Annotated in this window: 16 protein-coding genes; 7 read left to right on the plus strand and 9 right to left on the minus strand. The window is 61.2% G+C overall.

Translation table 11 applies throughout. From position 1 onward, the window contains the following. Positions 1-16 precede the first annotated feature (16 nt). Complete coding sequence (gene arfA, locus NKJ20_RS19545; protein ID WP_352746168.1) at positions 17-1,528, minus strand: arabinosylfuranosidase ArfA; 1,512 nt, start codon at positions 1,526-1,528, stop codon at positions 17-19. Between the two features lie 184 nt (positions 1,529-1,712). Continuing rightward, the gene (locus NKJ20_RS19550; protein WP_352449660.1) at positions 1,713-2,639 is read right to left on the minus strand and encodes an ArsR/SmtB family transcription factor; all 927 of its coding nucleotides are present in this window, start codon (positions 2,637-2,639) and stop codon (positions 1,713-1,715) included. Between the two features lie 249 nt (positions 2,640-2,888). Between NKJ20_RS19550 and NKJ20_RS19555 the strand changes: the two genes are divergently transcribed. From NKJ20_RS19555 to NKJ20_RS19570, 4 genes are read left to right on the plus strand one after another with little or no spacing between them, the layout of a single operon-like run. Continuing rightward, positions 2,889-3,767 carry an ABC transporter permease gene (locus NKJ20_RS19555; RefSeq protein WP_023675645.1) on the plus strand — a complete coding sequence of 293 codons (879 nt, stop codon included), beginning with the start codon at positions 2,889-2,891 and terminating at the stop codon, positions 3,765-3,767. Further along, positions 3,764-4,585: an ABC transporter permease gene (locus NKJ20_RS19560; RefSeq protein WP_352746172.1), complete on the plus strand. Its 822-nt coding sequence runs from the start codon at positions 3,764-3,766 to the stop codon at positions 4,583-4,585. Before NKJ20_RS19555 ends, NKJ20_RS19560 begins: the two co-directional genes overlap by 4 nt. 22 nt (positions 4,586-4,607) lie before the next feature. Next, positions 4,608-5,750, plus strand: a complete 1,143-nt coding sequence (locus tag NKJ20_RS19565) for an extracellular solute-binding protein (RefSeq protein ID WP_352746173.1) — start codon at positions 4,608-4,610, stop codon at positions 5,748-5,750. Continuing rightward, positions 5,743-6,921, plus strand: a complete 1,179-nt coding sequence (locus NKJ20_RS19570; RefSeq protein WP_352746176.1) for an ABC transporter ATP-binding protein — start codon at positions 5,743-5,745, stop codon at positions 6,919-6,921. Before NKJ20_RS19565 ends, NKJ20_RS19570 begins: the two co-directional genes overlap by 8 nt. Before the next feature lie 19 nt (positions 6,922-6,940). Here the strand turns inward: NKJ20_RS19570 and NKJ20_RS19575 are convergent, their stop codons facing one another. The 7 genes from NKJ20_RS19575 to NKJ20_RS19605 all read right to left on the minus strand — a co-directional run bounded on the left by NKJ20_RS19575 (position 6,941) and on the right by NKJ20_RS19605 (position 14,697). After that, positions 6,941-7,918, minus strand: a complete 978-nt coding sequence (locus tag NKJ20_RS19575; RefSeq protein ID WP_352746178.1) for a branched-chain amino acid ABC transporter permease — start codon at positions 7,916-7,918, stop codon at positions 6,941-6,943. A gap of 1 nt (position 7,919) precedes the next feature. Then, positions 7,920-8,807, minus strand: coding sequence for a branched-chain amino acid ABC transporter permease (locus tag NKJ20_RS19580; RefSeq protein WP_352746181.1), 888 nt, complete (start codon positions 8,805-8,807; stop codon positions 7,920-7,922). Between the two features lie 102 nt (positions 8,808-8,909). After that, complete coding sequence (locus NKJ20_RS19585) at positions 8,910-9,902, minus strand: ABC transporter ATP-binding protein (RefSeq protein ID WP_352449665.1); 993 nt, start codon at positions 9,900-9,902, stop codon at positions 8,910-8,912. Continuing rightward, complete coding sequence (locus NKJ20_RS19590; RefSeq protein WP_352449666.1) at positions 9,899-10,924, minus strand: ABC transporter ATP-binding protein; 1,026 nt, start codon at positions 10,922-10,924, stop codon at positions 9,899-9,901. Before NKJ20_RS19590 ends, NKJ20_RS19585 begins: the two co-directional genes overlap by 4 nt. Beyond that, positions 10,914-11,888 (minus strand): ABC transporter permease, encoded by a 975-nt coding sequence (locus tag NKJ20_RS19595; protein ID WP_023675638.1) that lies wholly within the window; start codon positions 11,886-11,888, stop codon positions 10,914-10,916. The genes NKJ20_RS19590 and NKJ20_RS19595 overlap by 11 nt, the downstream gene beginning before the upstream one ends. After that, on the minus strand, positions 11,888-12,916 hold the full coding sequence (locus NKJ20_RS19600) for an ABC transporter permease (protein ID WP_352449667.1): 1,029 nt from the start codon (positions 12,914-12,916) through the stop codon (positions 11,888-11,890). Before NKJ20_RS19600 ends, NKJ20_RS19595 begins: the two co-directional genes overlap by 1 nt. Before the next feature lie 107 nt (positions 12,917-13,023). Next, positions 13,024-14,697, minus strand: a complete 1,674-nt coding sequence (locus tag NKJ20_RS19605; protein ID WP_352746189.1) for an ABC transporter substrate-binding protein — start codon at positions 14,695-14,697, stop codon at positions 13,024-13,026. 299 nt (positions 14,698-14,996) lie between these two features. Between NKJ20_RS19605 and NKJ20_RS19610 the strand changes: the two genes are divergently transcribed. The 3 genes from NKJ20_RS19610 to NKJ20_RS19620 all read left to right on the plus strand — a co-directional run bounded on the left by NKJ20_RS19610 (position 14,997) and on the right by NKJ20_RS19620 (position 17,529). Beyond that, on the plus strand, positions 14,997-15,722 hold the full coding sequence (locus tag NKJ20_RS19610; protein ID WP_352501376.1) for a LuxR family transcriptional regulator: 726 nt from the start codon (positions 14,997-14,999) through the stop codon (positions 15,720-15,722). Between the two features lie 173 nt (positions 15,723-15,895). Next, positions 15,896-16,795, plus strand: a complete 900-nt coding sequence (locus NKJ20_RS19615; RefSeq protein ID WP_352746191.1) for a proline iminopeptidase-family hydrolase — start codon at positions 15,896-15,898, stop codon at positions 16,793-16,795. Positions 16,796-17,280: 485 nt separating this feature from the next. Then, positions 17,281-17,529: a hypothetical protein gene (locus NKJ20_RS19620; RefSeq protein ID WP_156937305.1), complete on the plus strand. Its 249-nt coding sequence runs from the start codon at positions 17,281-17,283 to the stop codon at positions 17,527-17,529. Positions 17,530-17,533 lie beyond the last annotated feature (4 nt).

A 17,533-nucleotide genomic window follows, 5' to 3' on the forward strand; every position in this document is an offset into this window, starting at 1 on the left:
GATGATCCGCCTGAACTCAGAGCCTCAGGCGTATGACCTGGTAGGAATAGGCCGGCAGTGACAGGCTCAGCTTGCCGCCGGCGAGCGAGGCGCCCTCACCCTTCCTGAGGCCGACATTGCCAGGGTTTTCGGCCGAATTGACGGCTTTCAGATCGGCGTGTGCCATCACCTGGTGATCGACGATCTCCGCCGCGCCGAAGCCGGTGAGGTCGACCACTGTTTCGATTGCCTCGCTCGAATGGCGGTTGACGGCGAAGAAGGTGACGTGGCCGGTTTGCCTGTCGTGCACGCCGGCAACATCGACATAGGCGACGTCGCCCGCAACGCTGGATTTGTAGGTCGGGCTTTCCACCTTGAGATCCAGCGCATTGCCGCGACCATAGTTAGAAGCAAACAGATAGGGATAAAAAATCGTCTGTCGCCATGCCGGGCCATTCGGAACGGTCATGATCGGCGCGATGACATTGACCAGTTGTGCCAGGCAGGCGATCTTGACGACATCGGAACGGCGGATGAAGGTGTTGAGGATCAGGCCGACCTGCAGCACATCCTCGAAATTATAGATGTCTTCGAGCAACGGCGGGGCGAACGGCCAGCCGTTGCTGCCGCCGAGTATCTTCCTGTCCTGCTCCTTGGAATGGTACCAGACGTTCCATTCGTCGAACGAGATGTAGACCTGCTTGTTGGAGCGCTTCTTGGCCTTGATATACTCGATGACGCCGGCGACCGAGACAATGTAGTCGTCGAGCTTTTCGCTCATGGCGAGATAGTTCGGAGCGTCGTTGGCTTCGTTGTCGAAATACATGTGCAGCGAGATGTAGTCGACCTCGTTGTAGGTATGGTCGAGAACCGTCGCTTCCCATTCAGGGTAGGTCGGCATCTTGGCATTCGAAGAGCCGCAGACCACCAGCTCGAGTGACTTGGAGAAGGCGCGCATGGCCTTGGCCGTCTCATGCGCCAGCCGGCCATACTCGTCCGCGGTCTTGTGGCCGATCTGCCAAGGGCCATCCATTTCATTGCCGAGGCACCAGAGCTTGACGTCGAACGGCTCCTTGCGGCCGTTGGCGATGCGCCTGTCGCTCCATTTGCTGCCGCCGGGATGGTTGGCGTACTCCAGCAGGTTGCGGGCTTCATCGAGGCCGCGCGAGCCGAGATTGACGGCAAGCATCATCTCGGTGTTGGCGGAGCTGCACCAATCGGCAAATTCATGCAGGCCGACTTCGTTGCTTTCCGATGTGTGCCAGGCGAGGTCGAGGCGCACTGGGCGCTGTTCCTTGGGGCCAATGCCGTCTTCCCAATTGTAGGCCGAGACGAAATTGCCGCCGGGATAGCGGACGATCGGAACATTGAGTTCCCTGACGAGATCGATGACGTCTTGACGCATGCCGTTGGCATCCGCTGTCGGATGGCCGGGCTCATAGATGCCGGTGTAAACTGCCCGCCCCAGATGCTCGATGAAGGATCCGTAGAGCCTCGGATCGATTTCCGAGACGACATAATGCGGATGAGCCGTAACGGCTGCCTTCATGCATTCCTCCCATCGATATCACAAACGATGATTTAAATCATCTTGCCCGATATCAAAGAGGAATTGGTAGCCCTTCGTCAAGCCAAAATACCCAAATGTAGGACAATTAGACGAACGCTTTGGCACAGCAGAAAGCCAGATAGTTGAAATTGCTGCGTTATCTTCAGAACCCGGTTTCATGATATCAACCGGTTTTGATCCTGAGCAGGATGTCCTGATCGTAATTTCCAAAGCCCTTGCCGAAAATATTGATCCCGCCGGGGCGCTTGGCGTCGTCCTTGACGCCGATACGGACGCGGATTGAATGATGGCTCTTCAGATCGAGTGCGGCGAGGCCGGTTTCGGAAATCCTGAGGCCGTCGACATGGGTGCCGTCATTGGCAATTCGCCAGTTCTTCAGCTTACCGTATTGCGAGCCCTTGAGCTTCCACCAGGAGGGCGTGAAGACGCCGCGCTTGTCGCCGAAATCCCCCGGCGACGTCCAGGTGCCGACATCGACGCCATTGATCGTCAGCGTGATGTCCGAGGGCCAATCGGCGCTGGTACCCGGCACTTCCGAAGACAGCTCTATCGCAACTTCGAGTCCGGTGATCTCGGCATTGGCGAGCTTGGCATTGTTGGGGAACTGGTATTCGACAAAACCGCGCGTGAACCATAGCAGACCAGCTTTCATGCGGTCCGGATCGAGGAAAGTGTTGGGAACATCGAGCAGACCGATGATGCCGTCTGGCGAACAAAGGCCGCAGGGCGCGGTAACCTCGAAGCCGGTATAAAGCCCGATCGGCATCGACACTTCGATCGCGTCGTTCTTGACCGCACGATATTCGCTCTTGAACACGACGAGCACTTCTTCGGCCATCGGATAACAGATTTTCTGACTGCCTTTCTTCGCCTTCAGGTTCTCGGTGCGGATCAACCCCGCATCCTCCAGCACCTGGATGTTGGTCGAGACGGTCGACTGCGGAAGCGACAGCACGGCGGCGATTTCGTTGACATTCATCGGCCCCTTCTCATGCAGCAGTTTCAGCATCGAGATCCGCGCCGAGGAGGCAAGCCCCTTGAGCACGGCAATGCCTTCCTCAGGTTCAATCACCAGAAAATTGCGACTCATGAAATTGTCCGGCCCATGTAAAATCTATATCCGAAATTACCCTGTATATCGGGATATCTGATTTAATCAACATGCAGGCGGAACGCCGGGCAATTTGTTGAATCCGGCAGGGCGAGGGTCGCGCGGTGGCCCTGCACAGAATTTGTGCAGGAGCCATATGCAGAGTGGACACCTGAACGCCGATCGCCCAATCTAGTCCGGAGCCGAGCCCGGTGATGGCGGCTTGCACATAAAGTGGTTGGACGGGTCGTGACCAAAGGGTGGAAATTATACGATCAGCGACTGGCCTGGGTTCTCGTCGCGCCTGTGCTTTTACTGCTTACCCTGCTTCTGCTGCTGCCGATCGCGATGATGACGGTCTACACGTTTTTCACCTTCGTCACCGCGGGGGTGGAGTCGGCGGTGCTGACCTTCGACAACTGGAAGGAATTCCTCACCGACAGCTACTATCACGGTTTTCTTTGGAAGACCGTTCGCGTCGGCGCCATCACCGCTGTGATCTGCGCGATCCTTGGCTATTTCCCCGCCTATTTCATCTGGGCCACGACCTTCAGGCACAAATGGCTGTTGTTGCTGCTGCTCATCGTGCCGTTCTGGATCAGCTTCACCATCCGGACATTCTCGTGGATCCATATTCTCGGCGAACAGGGGCTGATCAACGTCGTGCTCATCAGGCTGGGGGTTATCAACGAACCGTTGCCAATGCTCTACACCGAGGGCGCCGTCATCATGGGGCTGCTGCATTTTCTGCTGCCCTATATGATCCTGAACGTCTATGTCAGCCTGGAAAGCATCGACCGCACGCTGATCGCCGCCGCCCGCTCGATGGGCTGTACCAGCGCGCAGGCGTTTCGCGAAGTGACCCTGCCGCTATCGATGCCGGGGCTGGGCGCCGGGCTGCTGCTCTGCTTCGTGCTGGCGGCCGGCTCCTATGTGACGCCGCAGCTGCTCGGCGGCAGCCGCGATGCGCTGTTCGGCAACTTGATCTACGACACCATCATGGGGCAGCTCAATTGGCCGATGGGCGCCACGCTTTCCATCGTCCTGTTCGTTCTGCTCGGCGCGGCCGCGGCCGCCTACAGCCGCTATATGGGCCTATCGCAGATCATGAAGGGCCTCAGTGCATGAGAGCGGATCATCCCGATCGCGAAGGCAGATGGGCGTGGCGGCTGACCGGCGCGATCACGGTGTGCGTCTACGTCTTCATGTTTGCGCCGATCCTCGCCACGGTCGTGCTTTCCTTCAACGCCTCGATGTTCGGCGGCTTTCCCCTCACCGGCTTCAGCCTGCGATGGTACGAAAAGCTGCTCACCAACGAGCCGGTTCTCGACGCCTTCCGGACATCGATGTGGATTGCCCTGGTGACGGCAACGGTGACGACGCTGCTCGGCATCATGGCGGCATTGGCGCTGGTGCGCTTCGAGTTCCGTGGCAAGCAGGCGATCAACACGCTTGTCATTCTTCCCGCGCTGGTCCCCGAAACGATACTCGGCGTCGGCCTGCTGGTCATGATCAAAGCCGTCGACCAGCCGCGCAGCATGACGCTGCTGGTGCTCGGCCACATTCTGCTCACGCTCCCCTACGTGGTGCTGATCGTCCAGGCGCGCATGATCGGCATAAAGCGTTCCTATGAGGAGGCGGCGCTTTCGCTCGGGGCGCCGCGTGTGTCGACATTCCGCGAAATCACGCTGCCGCTGCTCATTCCCGCAGTGCTTGCCAGTGTTCTGCTCGCTTTCACCATTTCGTTCGACAACACCTCGGCCAGCCTGTTCTGGCGGCCGGCGGGCGTCGAGACCATGCCGACGCAAATCCTTTCGATGCTGAAGATCTCGATCAGCCCTGAGGTGAACGCGCTCGGAACCGTCATGATCCTTTTGACGGTCGGCATTCCCTTGGCTGGCGGGCTCATCCTGCAAAGCCTCACCTGGTTCAAGGCAGGCAAGTGAAGATGAAAATGGGAGAATGGAAATGAAACTGACAACCGCCAAACGACTGGAACGGCTCAACGAACGCTATGCCAATGGCGACATCAGCCGGCGATCATTCCTGACGCTGACGGCCGCCGCTGCCGCCGCCACCGGGCTTTCCATGCCCTGGATGGGACGGGCGCTGGCCGCGGTTTCGGAAGTGCGCTTCGACGGATGGGGCGGCGTGGTGCAGGAGGCGATCGATAAGTACGCGTTCCAGCCTTACACCGCCAAGTCCAAGGTCAAGGTCGTCCAGGGCACCTTTGGCGACGAGAACGAGATCATCACCAAGATCAAGACGTCGAAACCAGGCGACTTCCAGATCGTCCATTCTTCCGGCGTCAACTACTACATCAAATACGTCAATGGCGGTTTCAATTCGGAGATCAATGAGGCGAACATTCCGAACATGGCGAATGTGCTGACCGCCATGATCGAGCCGTTCCGCAAGATCACGCCGAAGCTGTCGGCAGTGCCATATGATTACGGCACCACCGGCATCGCCTACAACAACAAGGTCATCTCGCCGCAGGAAGCCAAGGAAAAGGGCGCCAACCTGCTTACCGACAAGAAATATGCCGGCAAGATCGGCGGCTACGCCGATATGACGACGCGCGTCTGGTATGCGGCGCTGCAGACGAAACAGGACCCCAACAACATCCAGGACATGGACGTCGTCTGGGCCAAGGTTCGCGAGACCCGCGACCTGGCCAAGAAGTTCTGGAGTTCCGGCGCGGAACTCATGGACCTCCTGTCGCGAAACGAGATCGTCGTCACTGACGCCTGGTCAGGACGTGTCGCCGCCCTGCAGCAGCAGGGCCAGCCGATCGGCTATCTCGATCCTGCCGGCTCATACGCATGGATGGAGGACATGCTAGTGCTCAAGGGATCGCCCATGGCCGAATGCGAGGAGCTGATCAACTTCATGCTGGATCCGGCCACCTCGATCGCCGTCGCCGAGGGCCAGAACTATCCGCCGTCGCTTGACCCGACCAAGGTGAAGCTGACCGACAGGATCGCGGCGCTTCCGGCCTTCGACCCGACCGGATCGATGAAATCGCTGACCTTCGCCGATCCGCTCTACTGGGCGAAGAACGAAGACGCCTGGACCAAGCAATGGGACAGGGTGTCGAAAGGTGCATGACGACAACAGCCACGACCAGCAGCCCCGGCCGGCTTCGGCCGGGGCTGATGGCGACCCGCTCGCCCAGAGCGAGAGGCAGCAACCTATAGAAAAGCCTGCGGTCGAGTTTCGCGACATCGATATTTTTTACGGCAAGTTCGCCGCTGTGCGCGATTTTTCACTGGCGATCCGCAAGGGTAGTTTCGTCACCTTGCTGGGGCCGTCCGGGTGCGGCAAGACGACGATCCTGCGATCGATCGCGGGCCTGGTCGACATCTCCGGTGGCCAGATCTCGATCGGCGGAAAGCGGGTCGACGACATCCCGATCTATAAGCGCAACATTGGTCTGGTGTTCCAGAACTACGCGCTCTTTCCGCACAAGAACGTCTTCGACAACGTCGCATTCGGCCTGAAATACCGAAACGTGCCGAAACCGGAAATCGTGCGCCGGGTCAAGAAGGCGCTGGATATGGTGCGGCTGCCCGGCAGTGAGACAAAGCTGCCGTCGCAGCTCTCGGGCGGCCAGCAGCAACGCATCGCACTGGCCCGCGCCATCGTCTTCGAGCCGGAAGTGCTGCTGCTGGACGAGCCCTTGTCGGCGCTCGACGCCAATATGCGCGAGGACATGCGCGTCGAGATCAAGAAAATCCAGAGGGAGACGGGCATCACCGCTATCTTCGTGACGCACGACCAGGAAGAAGCCTTGTCGATGTCCGACCACATTGTCGTGATGAACGCCGGCCTGATCGAGCAGATCGGCTCTCCCGCGCAGGTCTATGACCAGCCGGCCACCGCATTCGTCGCCAATTTCCTGGGCAAGGCCAACATGCTGCCCGGCAGCGTGACAGTGATGGACGGCAAGATGGCGACGATCGCGCTGGCCAGCGGCCATGTCGTAAAGGCGGCCGCGCCGAAGGCGCTCGCGACCGGCAGCGCGGTCACCGTCGTCGTTCGCCCGCAGAAGCTTACCGTCGGTACCGCCGGTGCTACCAACAGGCTGGCGGGACGGATCGTCTCGACCTCCTATCTCGGCGGCAATGCGGTCTACGAGATCGACATCGGCGCCGGCACGCTGGTGCGCGCCAACACGTTGATCGACGGCCAGCCGCTGCGTGAAGGCGAAGCGGTCGATGTCTGCTTCGACCCGCTGGGCTGCGTGCTTCTCGACGCGCAAGGCTTGCGCATCGCCTAGCGAGGCGGAACTGAGCCGTTCAGTCTTTCGCGTCACCCTTTGGCCCGAGAAACCGCGCAAAGACCTCGCCGACAATACCGCGCCGGAAAACCAGCACGCAGACCATGAAGGTCAGGCCGGTGGCGATGGTCACCGGAAAGTTCGAGGTGGCGAGCGTGTTTTCCAGGCCGACGACCAGACTGGCGCCGATGATCGGCCCGGCCATGGTGCCGATGCCGCCGAGGAGCGTCATCAGGATCACCTCGCCCGACATCTGCCAGGTGACGTCGGTGAGCGTGACAAACTGAAAAACGATCGCCTTGAGCGCGCCGGCCAGCCCGGCCAATGTTGCCGACATGACGAAAGCCGCCAGCTTGTAGTTGGCGACGGAATAGCCCAGCGAAATGGCCCAGCTCTCGTTTTCCCGGATGGAACGCAGGATCATGCCGAAAGGCGAGTTGATGATGCGCCAGATGGCGAACACGCCGATCAGGAAGACCGCCAGCACGAAATAATAGATGTTCATCGAGACGTTCAGGTCGAGCATTCCAAGCAGCCTGCCGCGCGGCATGCCCTGGATGCCGTCCTCACCTCCGGTGAACGGCGCCTGCACGCAAAAGAAGAAGAACATCTGCGACAGCGCCAGCGTGATCATGGCGAAATAGATGCCTTGCCGGCGGATGGCAAAGAAGCCCATCACAAGGCCGAGCAGCGCAGCTCCCAGGACACCGAGCAGGATGCCCGCTTCCGGCGGCCAGCCCCAGACCTTGACCGCGTATGCGGTGAAATAGGCCGCCCCGCCGAAGAATGTCGCATGGCCGAAGGACAACAGCCCGGTGTAGCCGAGCAGAAGGTTGAACGCGCAGGCAAACATCGCAAAGCACAGCATCTTCATCAGGAAGATCGGATAGACGAAGAAAGGCGCCACCAGCAGCGCCAGGATGCCGAGCCCGACCAGCGCCCATTCAAGCCGTGCCGAATTCTTGGCACGCGTCTCGCGAAGTGTCAGTTCGGCCATCTCAGGCATCCCTTCCGAACAGGCCGGCTGGCCGGACCAGAAGCACGATTGCCATGATGACGAAGACCACCAGATTGGAGGCTTCGGGATAGAAGACCTTGGTCAGGCCTTCGGCGAGGCCAAGCATGTAACCGGTGACGATCGCCCCGAGGATCGATCCCATGCCGCCGACCACGACGACGGCGAAGACGACGATGATGAGGTCAGATCCCATCAGCGGGCTCACCTGATAGATCGGCGCGGCGAGAACCCCCGCAAGCCCGGCAAGAGCGGCGCCGAGGCCGTAGGTAAGGGTCAGCAGCAACGGCACGTTGACGCCGAAAGCCTGCACCAGGCCGGGGTTCTCCGTCGCCGCGCGCAGATAGGAGCCCAGCCTGGTCTTCTCGATCAGCGCCCAGGTGCCGAAACAGACGATCATCGAGGCGACCACCACCCAGCCGCGGTAATTAGGCAGGAACATGAAGCCGAGATTGGTTCCCCCGGAGAGCAGCGGCGGCACGGAATAAGGACTTCCCGATACGCCATAGTAGTAACGGAACACCCCTTCGAGCACGAGCGCGAGGCCAAAGGTGAAAAGCAGCCCGTAGAGCGGGTCGATGTCGTAAAGCCTCGACAGCGCCAGGCGCTCGACCACGACGCTGAAGCCGCCGACGATCAGCGGCGACAGGATCAGAGCCGGCCAGTAGCCGATGCCAAACCGGGTGAGAAGCAGGTACCCGACGAAGGCGCCGAGCATATAGAGCGCGCCGTGGGCAAAATTGATGACGCGCATCAGGCCGAATATGACAGCCAGGCCCAGGCTCAACATTGCGTAGAACGAGCCGTTGATGAGGCCGACCAGCAATTGGCCGAGGAACGCCTGAACGGGTATTCCGAAGATCATCGTCATAGCGTCGGATCGTGCGGCGTCCAGATCGGCCTCTATTCTCGCCGAAGCGACGATTACGGCTGAACGGTCCTGATCCGATATCGCTGAACGAGAATTCCCTCGTCAACCGCCGGCTGGATGATGGCAAGCAACCAGGCGGCCCTCGCCAATGCTTTGGAGAAGCGGACGGTCGCTGCGGCAGATCGGGGTGGCAGCTGGGCAACGGGTGTGGAACCGGCACCCTGAGGGTGGGCTCATCGGGCTGGGCAGGTCACCCTTGAGCACCAGCCGGCCGCGCCGCGCCCGGTCGATGCTGGGTATCGGCACGGCGGAACGCAGCGCCGCGGTGTAATGATGTCTGGGCGCCGCAAAGACCTCGTCGGTCGGTCCGCTCTCCACGATCGATCCCAGATACATCACCGCCACACGGCTCGAGATCTGACGCACCACGGAAAGGTCGTGAGCGATGAACACATAAGTCAGGTTGTACTCCTCGCGCAGGTCGGCGAGCAGATTGACGATCTGCGCCTGGATCGACACGTCGAGCGCCGAGACCGGCTCGTCGGCCACGATCAGCCGTGGCCGCAGCGCCAGCGCGCGGGCGATGCCGATACGCTGGCGCTGGCCGCCGGAGAATTCGTGCGGGTAGCGCGATGCGTGCTGGGGCGACAAGTCGACCCGGCGCAGGAGCTCGGCCACGCGGTCCGCCATTTCCGATGCCGAGAGGCGTTCATGGATGCGGAACGGATCGGCCAGCAGATCGCCGACCCGCCGGCGCGGATTGAGCGAAGCGCTGGGATCCTGAAAGACCATCTGCATCTGCCGCCGCAACGGACGAAGCTGGCGCTGGGAGGCGTCGCTGATGTCGCGGCCCTCGAATTCCAGCGACCCCGAGCTGATTTCGGTCAGACGCACCAGACACCGGCCAAGCGTGGATTTGCCGCAACCGGACTCGCCGACGATGCCGAGGGTCTCCCCGGGCCAGATGTCGAGCGACACCGTATCAACCGCATGCACGGTCCGGCGCTGCGCCGGGAAGATCGAGCGGCCGACGCTATAGCGCTTCGACAGGTCGCCGGCACGAAGCAGCGGACGTTCGCGTGGCATGGCATTCATCGTTGCATCTCCACCACGCCGCCAGGCCTCTGGGCAGCGAATTGTCTGCGCGTAGGCTCCGGCAACAGGCACGCGGCGCGATGCCTCTCGCCTTGCATGATCGGCAGTTGAACCAAACAGGCGTCATGGCGAAAGGCGCAGCGGGGGCTGAAGGCGCAGCCTTTCGGCAGGTTGGAGAGCGACGGCGGAATTCCCGGAATGGCAGCGAGCCGGGCTGAACGTGGTCCCTCCATCGGCGGGATCGAGCCGAACAAGCCCCATGTGTAGGGATGCAGCGGCGCCCGGAACACGCTGCTCTTGCCGCCCTCCTCGACAAAGCGTCCGCCATACATCACCAGTACCCGGTCCGCGACTTCGGCGACGACGCCAAGATCGTGCGTGACCAGGATCACAGCGGAACCGAACTGGTCGCGCAATCGTCCGATCAGTTCGAGGATCTGCGCCTGCACGGTAACATCGAGGGCTGTAGTCGGTTCATCCGCGACGAGCAGCGCCGGGTTGCACGAGAGCGCCATGGCAATCACCGCGCGCTGGCGCATACCTCCGGAAAGCTGGTGCGGGTAGCTGTCGATGACCCGATCCGGATTTGCGATGCCGACCGCATCCAGCAATTGCACGGCCCTCGCCCGTGCCGCTTTCGCCGACACTTTTTCATGCGCGCGGACCTGCTCGCCGATCTGGTTGCCGATCGTATGCACCGGGGTGAGCGCAGACATCGGATCCTGGAAGATCATCGCGATCTGGCGGCCGCGAATGGCATCGAGCGCACGCCGCTTGAGCCCGATCAGCTCCTGTCCCATGAAACGGATGGAACCGGAGACGATAGCGTTGGGGCTGTCGATCAACCCCATAATGGCGAGCAAGGTCTGGCTTTTGCCCGAACCGGATTCGCCGACCACACCGACGATCTCGCGCTGCTCGACGGAGAACGAAACACCTCCCACCGCGCGCACCAGGCCCTCGTCGCTGCGGAAGGAGACGGTGAGGTCCTTGACCACCAGAAGAGGAGCATCAGCCGACATCGCGAGCCCTCGGGTCGATGAAGACGAAGACCACGTCGACGACGAAGTTTGCCATCACCACGAAGAAGGCGGCGTAGATCACCGTGGCAAGGATCATCGGCAGATCGAGCGTCTGCAGCGCCTCGTAGGTCAGTTTTCCGACGCCCTGCAGTCCGAAGACCACTTCGGTCAGCAGCGCGCCGCCACCGACCAGGGCACCGAAGTCGAGGCCGAACATGGTAACAAATGCGACCAGCGAGGTCCTGAGGCCATGATGCAGCACCACCCGCCGCTCGCCGATCCCCTTGGCTCGGGCGGTGCGGATGAAATCCTCCTGCATCATCTCGATCAGGCTTGCCCGCAGCACCCGGCCGTAGAGGCCGACATAAAGGGTTGCCAGCGTGAACCACGGAATGACGAGCGCCTTGAACCAGCCCCAGGGATTCTCGGTCAGGGGGATGTAGCCGAGCGGAGGAACCCAGGAAAACAGCCAGCTGTCGTGCCAGCGGCTTTGCGTCAGCAGGTTGGCGACCTCGCCCAGCCAGAAGACCGGGATCGACACGCCTACCAGGCTCAGGATCATCAGCGCGCGATCAATGAATGTACCGCGCGTTGCGCCTGCGATCACACCGACGATCAATCCGCCGAGCACCCACAGCACTGCCGCGCCGCCGACCAGCGACAGCGTCACGGGAATGGCGCTTATCACGGTCGGGATGACGCGCTGCCCGCGATTGACGAAGGAGGTGAGATCGCGGCTGACGAAAAGCCGGTTCATCATCAGCCCATATTGCACCGGCAATGGCCGGTCGAGACCGAAATCGTGGCGCACCTGGATCAGCGTCTCTTGCGAAGCATTGCGGCCGGCAATGCGCGCCGATGGATCAGCGCCAGGCGTCGCAAAGAAGATCAGGAAAGCGACGACGCTGATACCGAACATAACCAGCACCATCTGGCCAAGCCGGAAGCCGAGCGCGGCAACCACTAGACGCCCCTCGGCGAGGATTTCGGATCGAGCGCGTCGCGCACGCCGTCGCCCAGAATGTTTAGGGCCAGCACCGTGATCACAATGGCTAGCCCCGGCGCCAGTGCCACGACCGGCCGCGAATAGAGCAGGCCCTGGCCGTCCTGGATGATCGTGCCCCAGCTGGCATCCGGCGGCTGCACGCCGATCGACAGGAACGACAGCGAGGATTCCGTCATCATGTTGAGCGCCAGGATCAACGGCACGAAAACGATGATGCGGGTCACCACATTGGGCATGATGTCGCGCAAAAGGATGCGCCAGGGCGATGCGCCAAGGCCGATCGCAGCGGTGACGAATTCGGCATGCATTAAGGTCAGGACATGGCCGCGGATCGGCCGCGCCACATAGGGCACATAGACGATGCCGATGATGAAGACCGGTAGCCACAGGCTGCCGGAGCGGATTTCGAACGGACCGATCTGGATACTCTGCGCAATCAGCACGATCGACAACGAAATCGCCAACAGGAAAATCGGAAAAGCCCAGAGCACGTCGAGAATGCGCGACAGGCCGATGTCGACGATGCCGCCGAAGAAGCCGGAAACGACCCCCAGGAATGTCGCGAGGACAAGGCACAGCACGGCTGCAGCACCCGAGATCAACAGCGAATCCCGTCCGCCGTAGAGCAGCCGCGCCGCGACGTCACGGCCCTGGTTGTCGGCACCGAGCATATAGGGGCCGATGCGCCAGGTCGGCCCGACCGGCGTCATGCCGAGGCCAAGGCCTTCGGTGGAGGGCTGCAGCACCGGCTGGGTCACCCCATCGACGACGATCTCGCCATTGAGATTGGTCACAAATGGATCGGTGCCGGAGACGTATCGCGCATAAAGCGGCGCCGCGAGCGAGGCGATCACGATGACGACGAGCACGGCGAAGGCAGATATTGCCGAACGATCGCCTTTCAGCTTGCGCCAAGCGGTGCGCCACGGGCCATCGGTGGCCCGGCGAACCGGGATGGCAGGCTGGTCCGCAATGACATTGACCATGAACAGGATTGCCTGGGAAAAATCGCGGCCTGGAAGATGTGCTGATCCGCCGGAAAAGGAAATGCGACGGAGAGCCAGCGGCACTCCGTCGCATTGGCTCCGGTCGGCTATTCCACCCAGGACTGGCTGACAATCCAGTAGAATTGCGGGCTGAAGGTGAAGTTCTTCAGCCTGGAAGAGATCACATCGACGCGCTTTGGCGTGAACAGGACAGCGACCGGAGCCTTGTCCGTCACAGCCTTGTCGATGGCGGTCCAGAGTGTCGCGCCCTTGGCCGGATCGGCGATGGTGGCTGCCTCTGCCTCGTCCATCGATGCGTCGATCGACTTGTCGCAGAACCCCGAAATATTGACCGAGGCGTCGGAGCCCGGCGTAAACGAGGCACAGCTGAACAAGACCTGCAGGAAATTCGATGGCGCCGGGTAATCCTGGAACCATTGCGAGATCGAAATCTGCACCTTGTTATTGGTGTTCTGGATGTAGGTGAACTGTATGTTCTGCGAGATCGGCTTGACCGACGTCTTGTAGCCAAGCTGGTTGAGCACATCCTGCAGGTAGACGCCGATCGCCTTGGAGACCGTGGTGTCCTCGGTGATGATCGTCACCTCCTGACCTGCGGTTCCCGATTCCGCGACCAATTGCTTGGCCTTGTCCATATCCGGCGCCGACCACTTCTCACCTGGATTGGCGGTGAAAGGGCAATAGGCTGCGAATGACGGGAAGCCCGGCGGCAGGATCTGACAGGCCGGCTGCGCCAGATTGCTGCCGCCGAACAGCTTGACGATCGCGGCGCGGTCGATCGCGAAGTTCACGGCTTGGCGAACGCGGATGTCGTTGAACGGCGCCAGATTGGTGTTCATCGGCGCATACCACATTGCCGTCAGCGGGTGAACCGTGACCTGCGCGGCATATTTGGTGCCGAGTTCGGCGAGACGGTCGGACGGCGGTGGGTCGAACATCCAGTCCGCCTGGCCATTCTCGACCGCCGTCACCGCCGCCTCGTCGGTAAGGCCGAATTCATAGTCGATCTCGTCCGGATATCCGGCCGGCTGCGCTTCCTTGCTCCATTCCTTGAAGTGAGGATTGCGCACAATCTTCATTAGCTTGTTGGGGTCGTAGCTGGCGATCATGTACGATCCGGTACCCGGGATCGGATCGGTGCCGGCGTCCTTCAGCGGCGCGCTCGCCGGCAGGATCGACGCGTGTGGAACGGCCAGCTTCTGCAGGAACTCGGCATCCGGCTGGACCAGGTTGAAGGTAATGCTTCCGGCCGCATCGTCGACCGACAGGCCACCTTCGAGGGTGCATGCAGCGGGGACCTTCAAGCATGCATCCGCGCCGACGATGCCTTTGTAGAAGGTCCCGGCCGTCGGCCCGCTGATCTTGAAGATGCGTTGGAACGAAGCCACCACGTCCTTCGTGGTGACATCCGAGCCATCCGCGAATTTGATGCCCTTGCGCAGCTTGAAGACGTAGGTCTTGCCGCCGTTCTCGACCTGCGGGAGGCTTTCCGCCAGGTCCGCGACGACTTCGAAGCCGGTCTTGTCCCCGGCCTTCTTGTAGGTCACCAGGCCATCGTAGAGGACATAATTGATCTGGAAATACTGCAGCGTGTAGTTGATGTGCGGATCGGCGGTACCTGCCGCGGCATTGGCCAGCAGTCGGAGTGTGCCGCCTGGCTTGCCCTCGGTGGCCAAGGCACTGCTTGCCGGCGACATCATGGTCACGCCGAGCAGAGCCAGGCAGGGTATCAACGCTGCAAATGCTTTTTGGGGTCGCATATTTGTTCCCTCATGGAGGCGTGTCGGCTTTTGCCGCGCTGAACCCGGTCGATCGACCATTGCGCGACTGAAACAGTCTGGGTTTGCGAACGGTGTCCGCTACTTGGCCCAATCGCAAAAGACTACGGCGAGCGAAGCCGGACGGGATAGCTATTAAGATAGATAGGGTCGGACAGGCTTATCCCCGCCTATTTGTTGAGCAGCCGGCCGACATGGCTATTTGACAAGCAATCATCAGCGGGTAAGCTTGCCCGATGCAAAGCCTTCCAGGCGATCTAGAGAGCCGGTTCCAAACCGGAATGAGCATCGACGCTGCCATGGCGGTGGCAACGGAGGTGCTGGAGCCCATCGGTTTCACCGCATTCATCTACGACTATACGCCCGTGCCGGTCAGTCACAAGGGCGAGCTGATCACGCCCTCGTTGATGGCTCTGCGCAACGTGCCGCGCGATATGCAGGATCTCTGGTGCAAGGGCGGATATTATCAGCTTGACCCGGTGCAGGAGGCCGCGCTCACCGTATCGAGACCGTTTCTCTGGTCGCACAGCGGCGTTCAGAGCACCGTCATGCAGCGCGTGCTCCAGTCCAAGCACGATCCTGTGGTCAGCTATTTGCTTGACACCAGGATGACCTGCGGCGTCACCGTACCCATTCGCCTTGCCGGCGGCGATCTCGCCACCTTCACCGCGATCCGTGCCGATCCGGAGGCCGGGTTCGAGCTCCAAGCCAGACCCTTGATCGCCGAGATCGGAGATCTGGGTCATCTGCTGCATGACTCCGCCTACGCCGGTTTCGACGCCGGAATCCGCACCTGCCAACATGTCCATCTGACGTCGCGCGAACGTCAGTGCCTGCGCCTGGCCGCTGCCGGACTGACGGCCAAGCAGGTCGCGCGTGAGATTGGCCGCGCGGTGCCTACCGCAACGCTGCACCTCAACGCGGCGACGCGAAAGCTTGGCGCGCGCAACCGCTTCCATGCCATCGCGCTCGCCGCCCATTACCGGCTGCTCGAACCGGAGCATTGAGGCTCGCGACCTGCGGGCGATCGGCCTTGCCTCGGGCGAACCCATAACCGGCGAACCTATAAATAGTGCTAGCTGTAAATGCGCTGGGCCGCTTAGTACCGTCGGCCGCAAACAAGGCTTGGGAGGGGTGCACCAAAGTGGCTCCTGCCGCGCCATGATGCGGAGCTTGGACTGTGACGGCACATGCGATCACCGAAGGATTTAGCGACTACAAGGGCTATCGCACCTGGTACCGTGTGACCGGGGACATCGTGTCGGGCAAGCTGCCCCTGGTCGTCGCTCATGGTGGACCGGGCTGCACCCACGACTATGTGGACTCATTCAAGGAGCTTGCCGGAACCGGGCGAGCCGTCATCCACTACGATCAGATCGGCAACGGCAAATCGACCCATCTGCCGGACAAGGGCGGCGACTTCTGGACCGTCGATTTCTTCCTGGGCGAACTCGATGCGTTGCTCGCCCATCTCAGCATTGCCGGCCATTATGCACTGCTCGGCCAGTCCTGGGGCGGCATACTCTCGGCCGAGCACGCCGTGCGCCGCCCTGAGGGGCTCAAGGCATTGATCCTGGCCAATTCGCTGGCCTCGATGGCGCTGTGGGTGGAAGGAGCCCGGCAATTGCGCGCCGAGTTGCCAGCCGATGTGCAAAGTGCGCTCGACCGGCACGAAGCGGCGGGAACCACCGATCACCCCGAATATGTTGCGGCGACGAAGGCTTTCTACGACCGTCATGTCTGTCGCGTCGTTCCGATGCCGCCAGAGGTCGCCCGGACATTTGCGGCAATCGAGGAAGATCCGACCGTCTATCACACCATGAACGGTCCCAATGAGTTCCACGTCATCGGCACGATGCGGAACTGGACCATCGTCGACCGCCTGCATCGGATCGAGGCGCCGACCCTGGTTTTCCGCGGCTTCTACGACGAAGCGACCGAGGCCTGCGTCCAGCCCTTTCTGGATCTTATCCCGTACGTTGAAGGCCTGGTCTTCCCGAATTCCAGCCACATGCCGCATGTGGAGGAAAAGCACGACTGCCTCAGCGCCGTCGGGCGCTTCCTGGCCAAATACGATTGACGTTCCAGCACCAGGCCTTCTGTTCCAACGGATCGTCGACACGACGCAGTCGTCGTGAGGCAGGTTCAGAAAACCTCGAACCGTCCCATTTCTCTGCCGACGCACATTGCTATGCCTCGGTGATGGCGACGCCGCGCTATGTGGATCTCCCGCAAAGGCCTGCAGGGTCGTCCATGAGGCCAAATCGCGGGCAGAATGCCAGATCACGGACAGCATAAAGGAGCCCATTCGAGCGCCTTTTCCATTGCCCGCGGAGGCGGGGGCCTAACGTTGCGGCGCAGATTGGCATGTCGCCGGCATGGCCGCAATCAGCCTGCCTTCCCCTGAACTGGCATCCCGTCGCTGAAAAACCTGACGGATACGGAGGACCAAGTTGCCGGTGGGTACGGAAAGTATCGGACCCAAAGTGTCGCCAAGTAGTTGCAACCGAATTCATTAGCCGGCGTTAAAGTGCGGGTGATCTAGCGGGGCATGGGGAGGCTTTCATGCAGACGTATCTCGTCGAGCGTATGGACGGCGACGATGTTATCTCGGTGCGCGTTGTCAACGCGCCGAGTCCGTTCAGAGCCGCAGCTATGATGACGGGCGGGCGTATTACCTTCCGAACGTGGGAAAAGGATTGGATCCGCGTGACCGACGAAAATCGGGGACAGATCTATGCCTATTGTTTCGTCCCCGGCAGCTATTCCGACACCGAAGCATCGCCGGTATCGTCCGGAAGAACCACCGAATAGGCAA

Source organism: Mesorhizobium sp. M0185, assembly GCF_040322175.1.
Taxonomy (GTDB): Bacteria; Pseudomonadota; Alphaproteobacteria; order Rhizobiales; family Rhizobiaceae; genus Mesorhizobium.

Coding starts and splice junctions, on each gene's coding strand:
- arfA (WP_352746168.1), bottom strand. CDS start 1,528: ATGAAGGCAGCCGTTACGGCTCATCCGCATTATGTCGTCTCGGAAATC.
- NKJ20_RS19550 (WP_352449660.1), bottom strand. CDS start 2,639: ATGAGTCGCAATTTTCTGGTGATTGAACCTGAGGAAGGCATTGCCGTG.
- NKJ20_RS19560 (WP_352746172.1), top strand. CDS start 3,764: ATGAGAGCGGATCATCCCGATCGCGAAGGCAGATGGGCGTGGCGGCTG.
- NKJ20_RS19565 (WP_352746173.1), top strand. CDS start 4,608: ATGAAACTGACAACCGCCAAACGACTGGAACGGCTCAACGAACGCTAT.
- NKJ20_RS19575 (WP_352746178.1), bottom strand. CDS start 7,918: ATGGCCGAACTGACACTTCGCGAGACGCGTGCCAAGAATTCGGCACGG.
- NKJ20_RS19580 (WP_352746181.1), bottom strand. CDS start 8,807: ATGACGATGATCTTCGGAATACCCGTTCAGGCGTTCCTCGGCCAATTG.
- NKJ20_RS19585 (WP_352449665.1), bottom strand. CDS start 9,902: ATGAATGCCATGCCACGCGAACGTCCGCTGCTTCGTGCCGGCGACCTG.
- NKJ20_RS19590 (WP_352449666.1), bottom strand. CDS start 10,924: ATGTCGGCTGATGCTCCTCTTCTGGTGGTCAAGGACCTCACCGTCTCC.
- NKJ20_RS19600 (WP_352449667.1), bottom strand. CDS start 12,916: ATGGTCAATGTCATTGCGGACCAGCCTGCCATCCCGGTTCGCCGGGCC.
- NKJ20_RS19605 (WP_352746189.1), bottom strand. CDS start 14,697: ATGCGACCCCAAAAAGCATTTGCAGCGTTGATACCCTGCCTGGCTCTG.
- NKJ20_RS19610 (WP_352501376.1), top strand. CDS start 14,997: ATGAGCATCGACGCTGCCATGGCGGTGGCAACGGAGGTGCTGGAGCCC.
- NKJ20_RS19620 (WP_156937305.1), top strand. CDS start 17,281: ATGCAGACGTATCTCGTCGAGCGTATGGACGGCGACGATGTTATCTCG.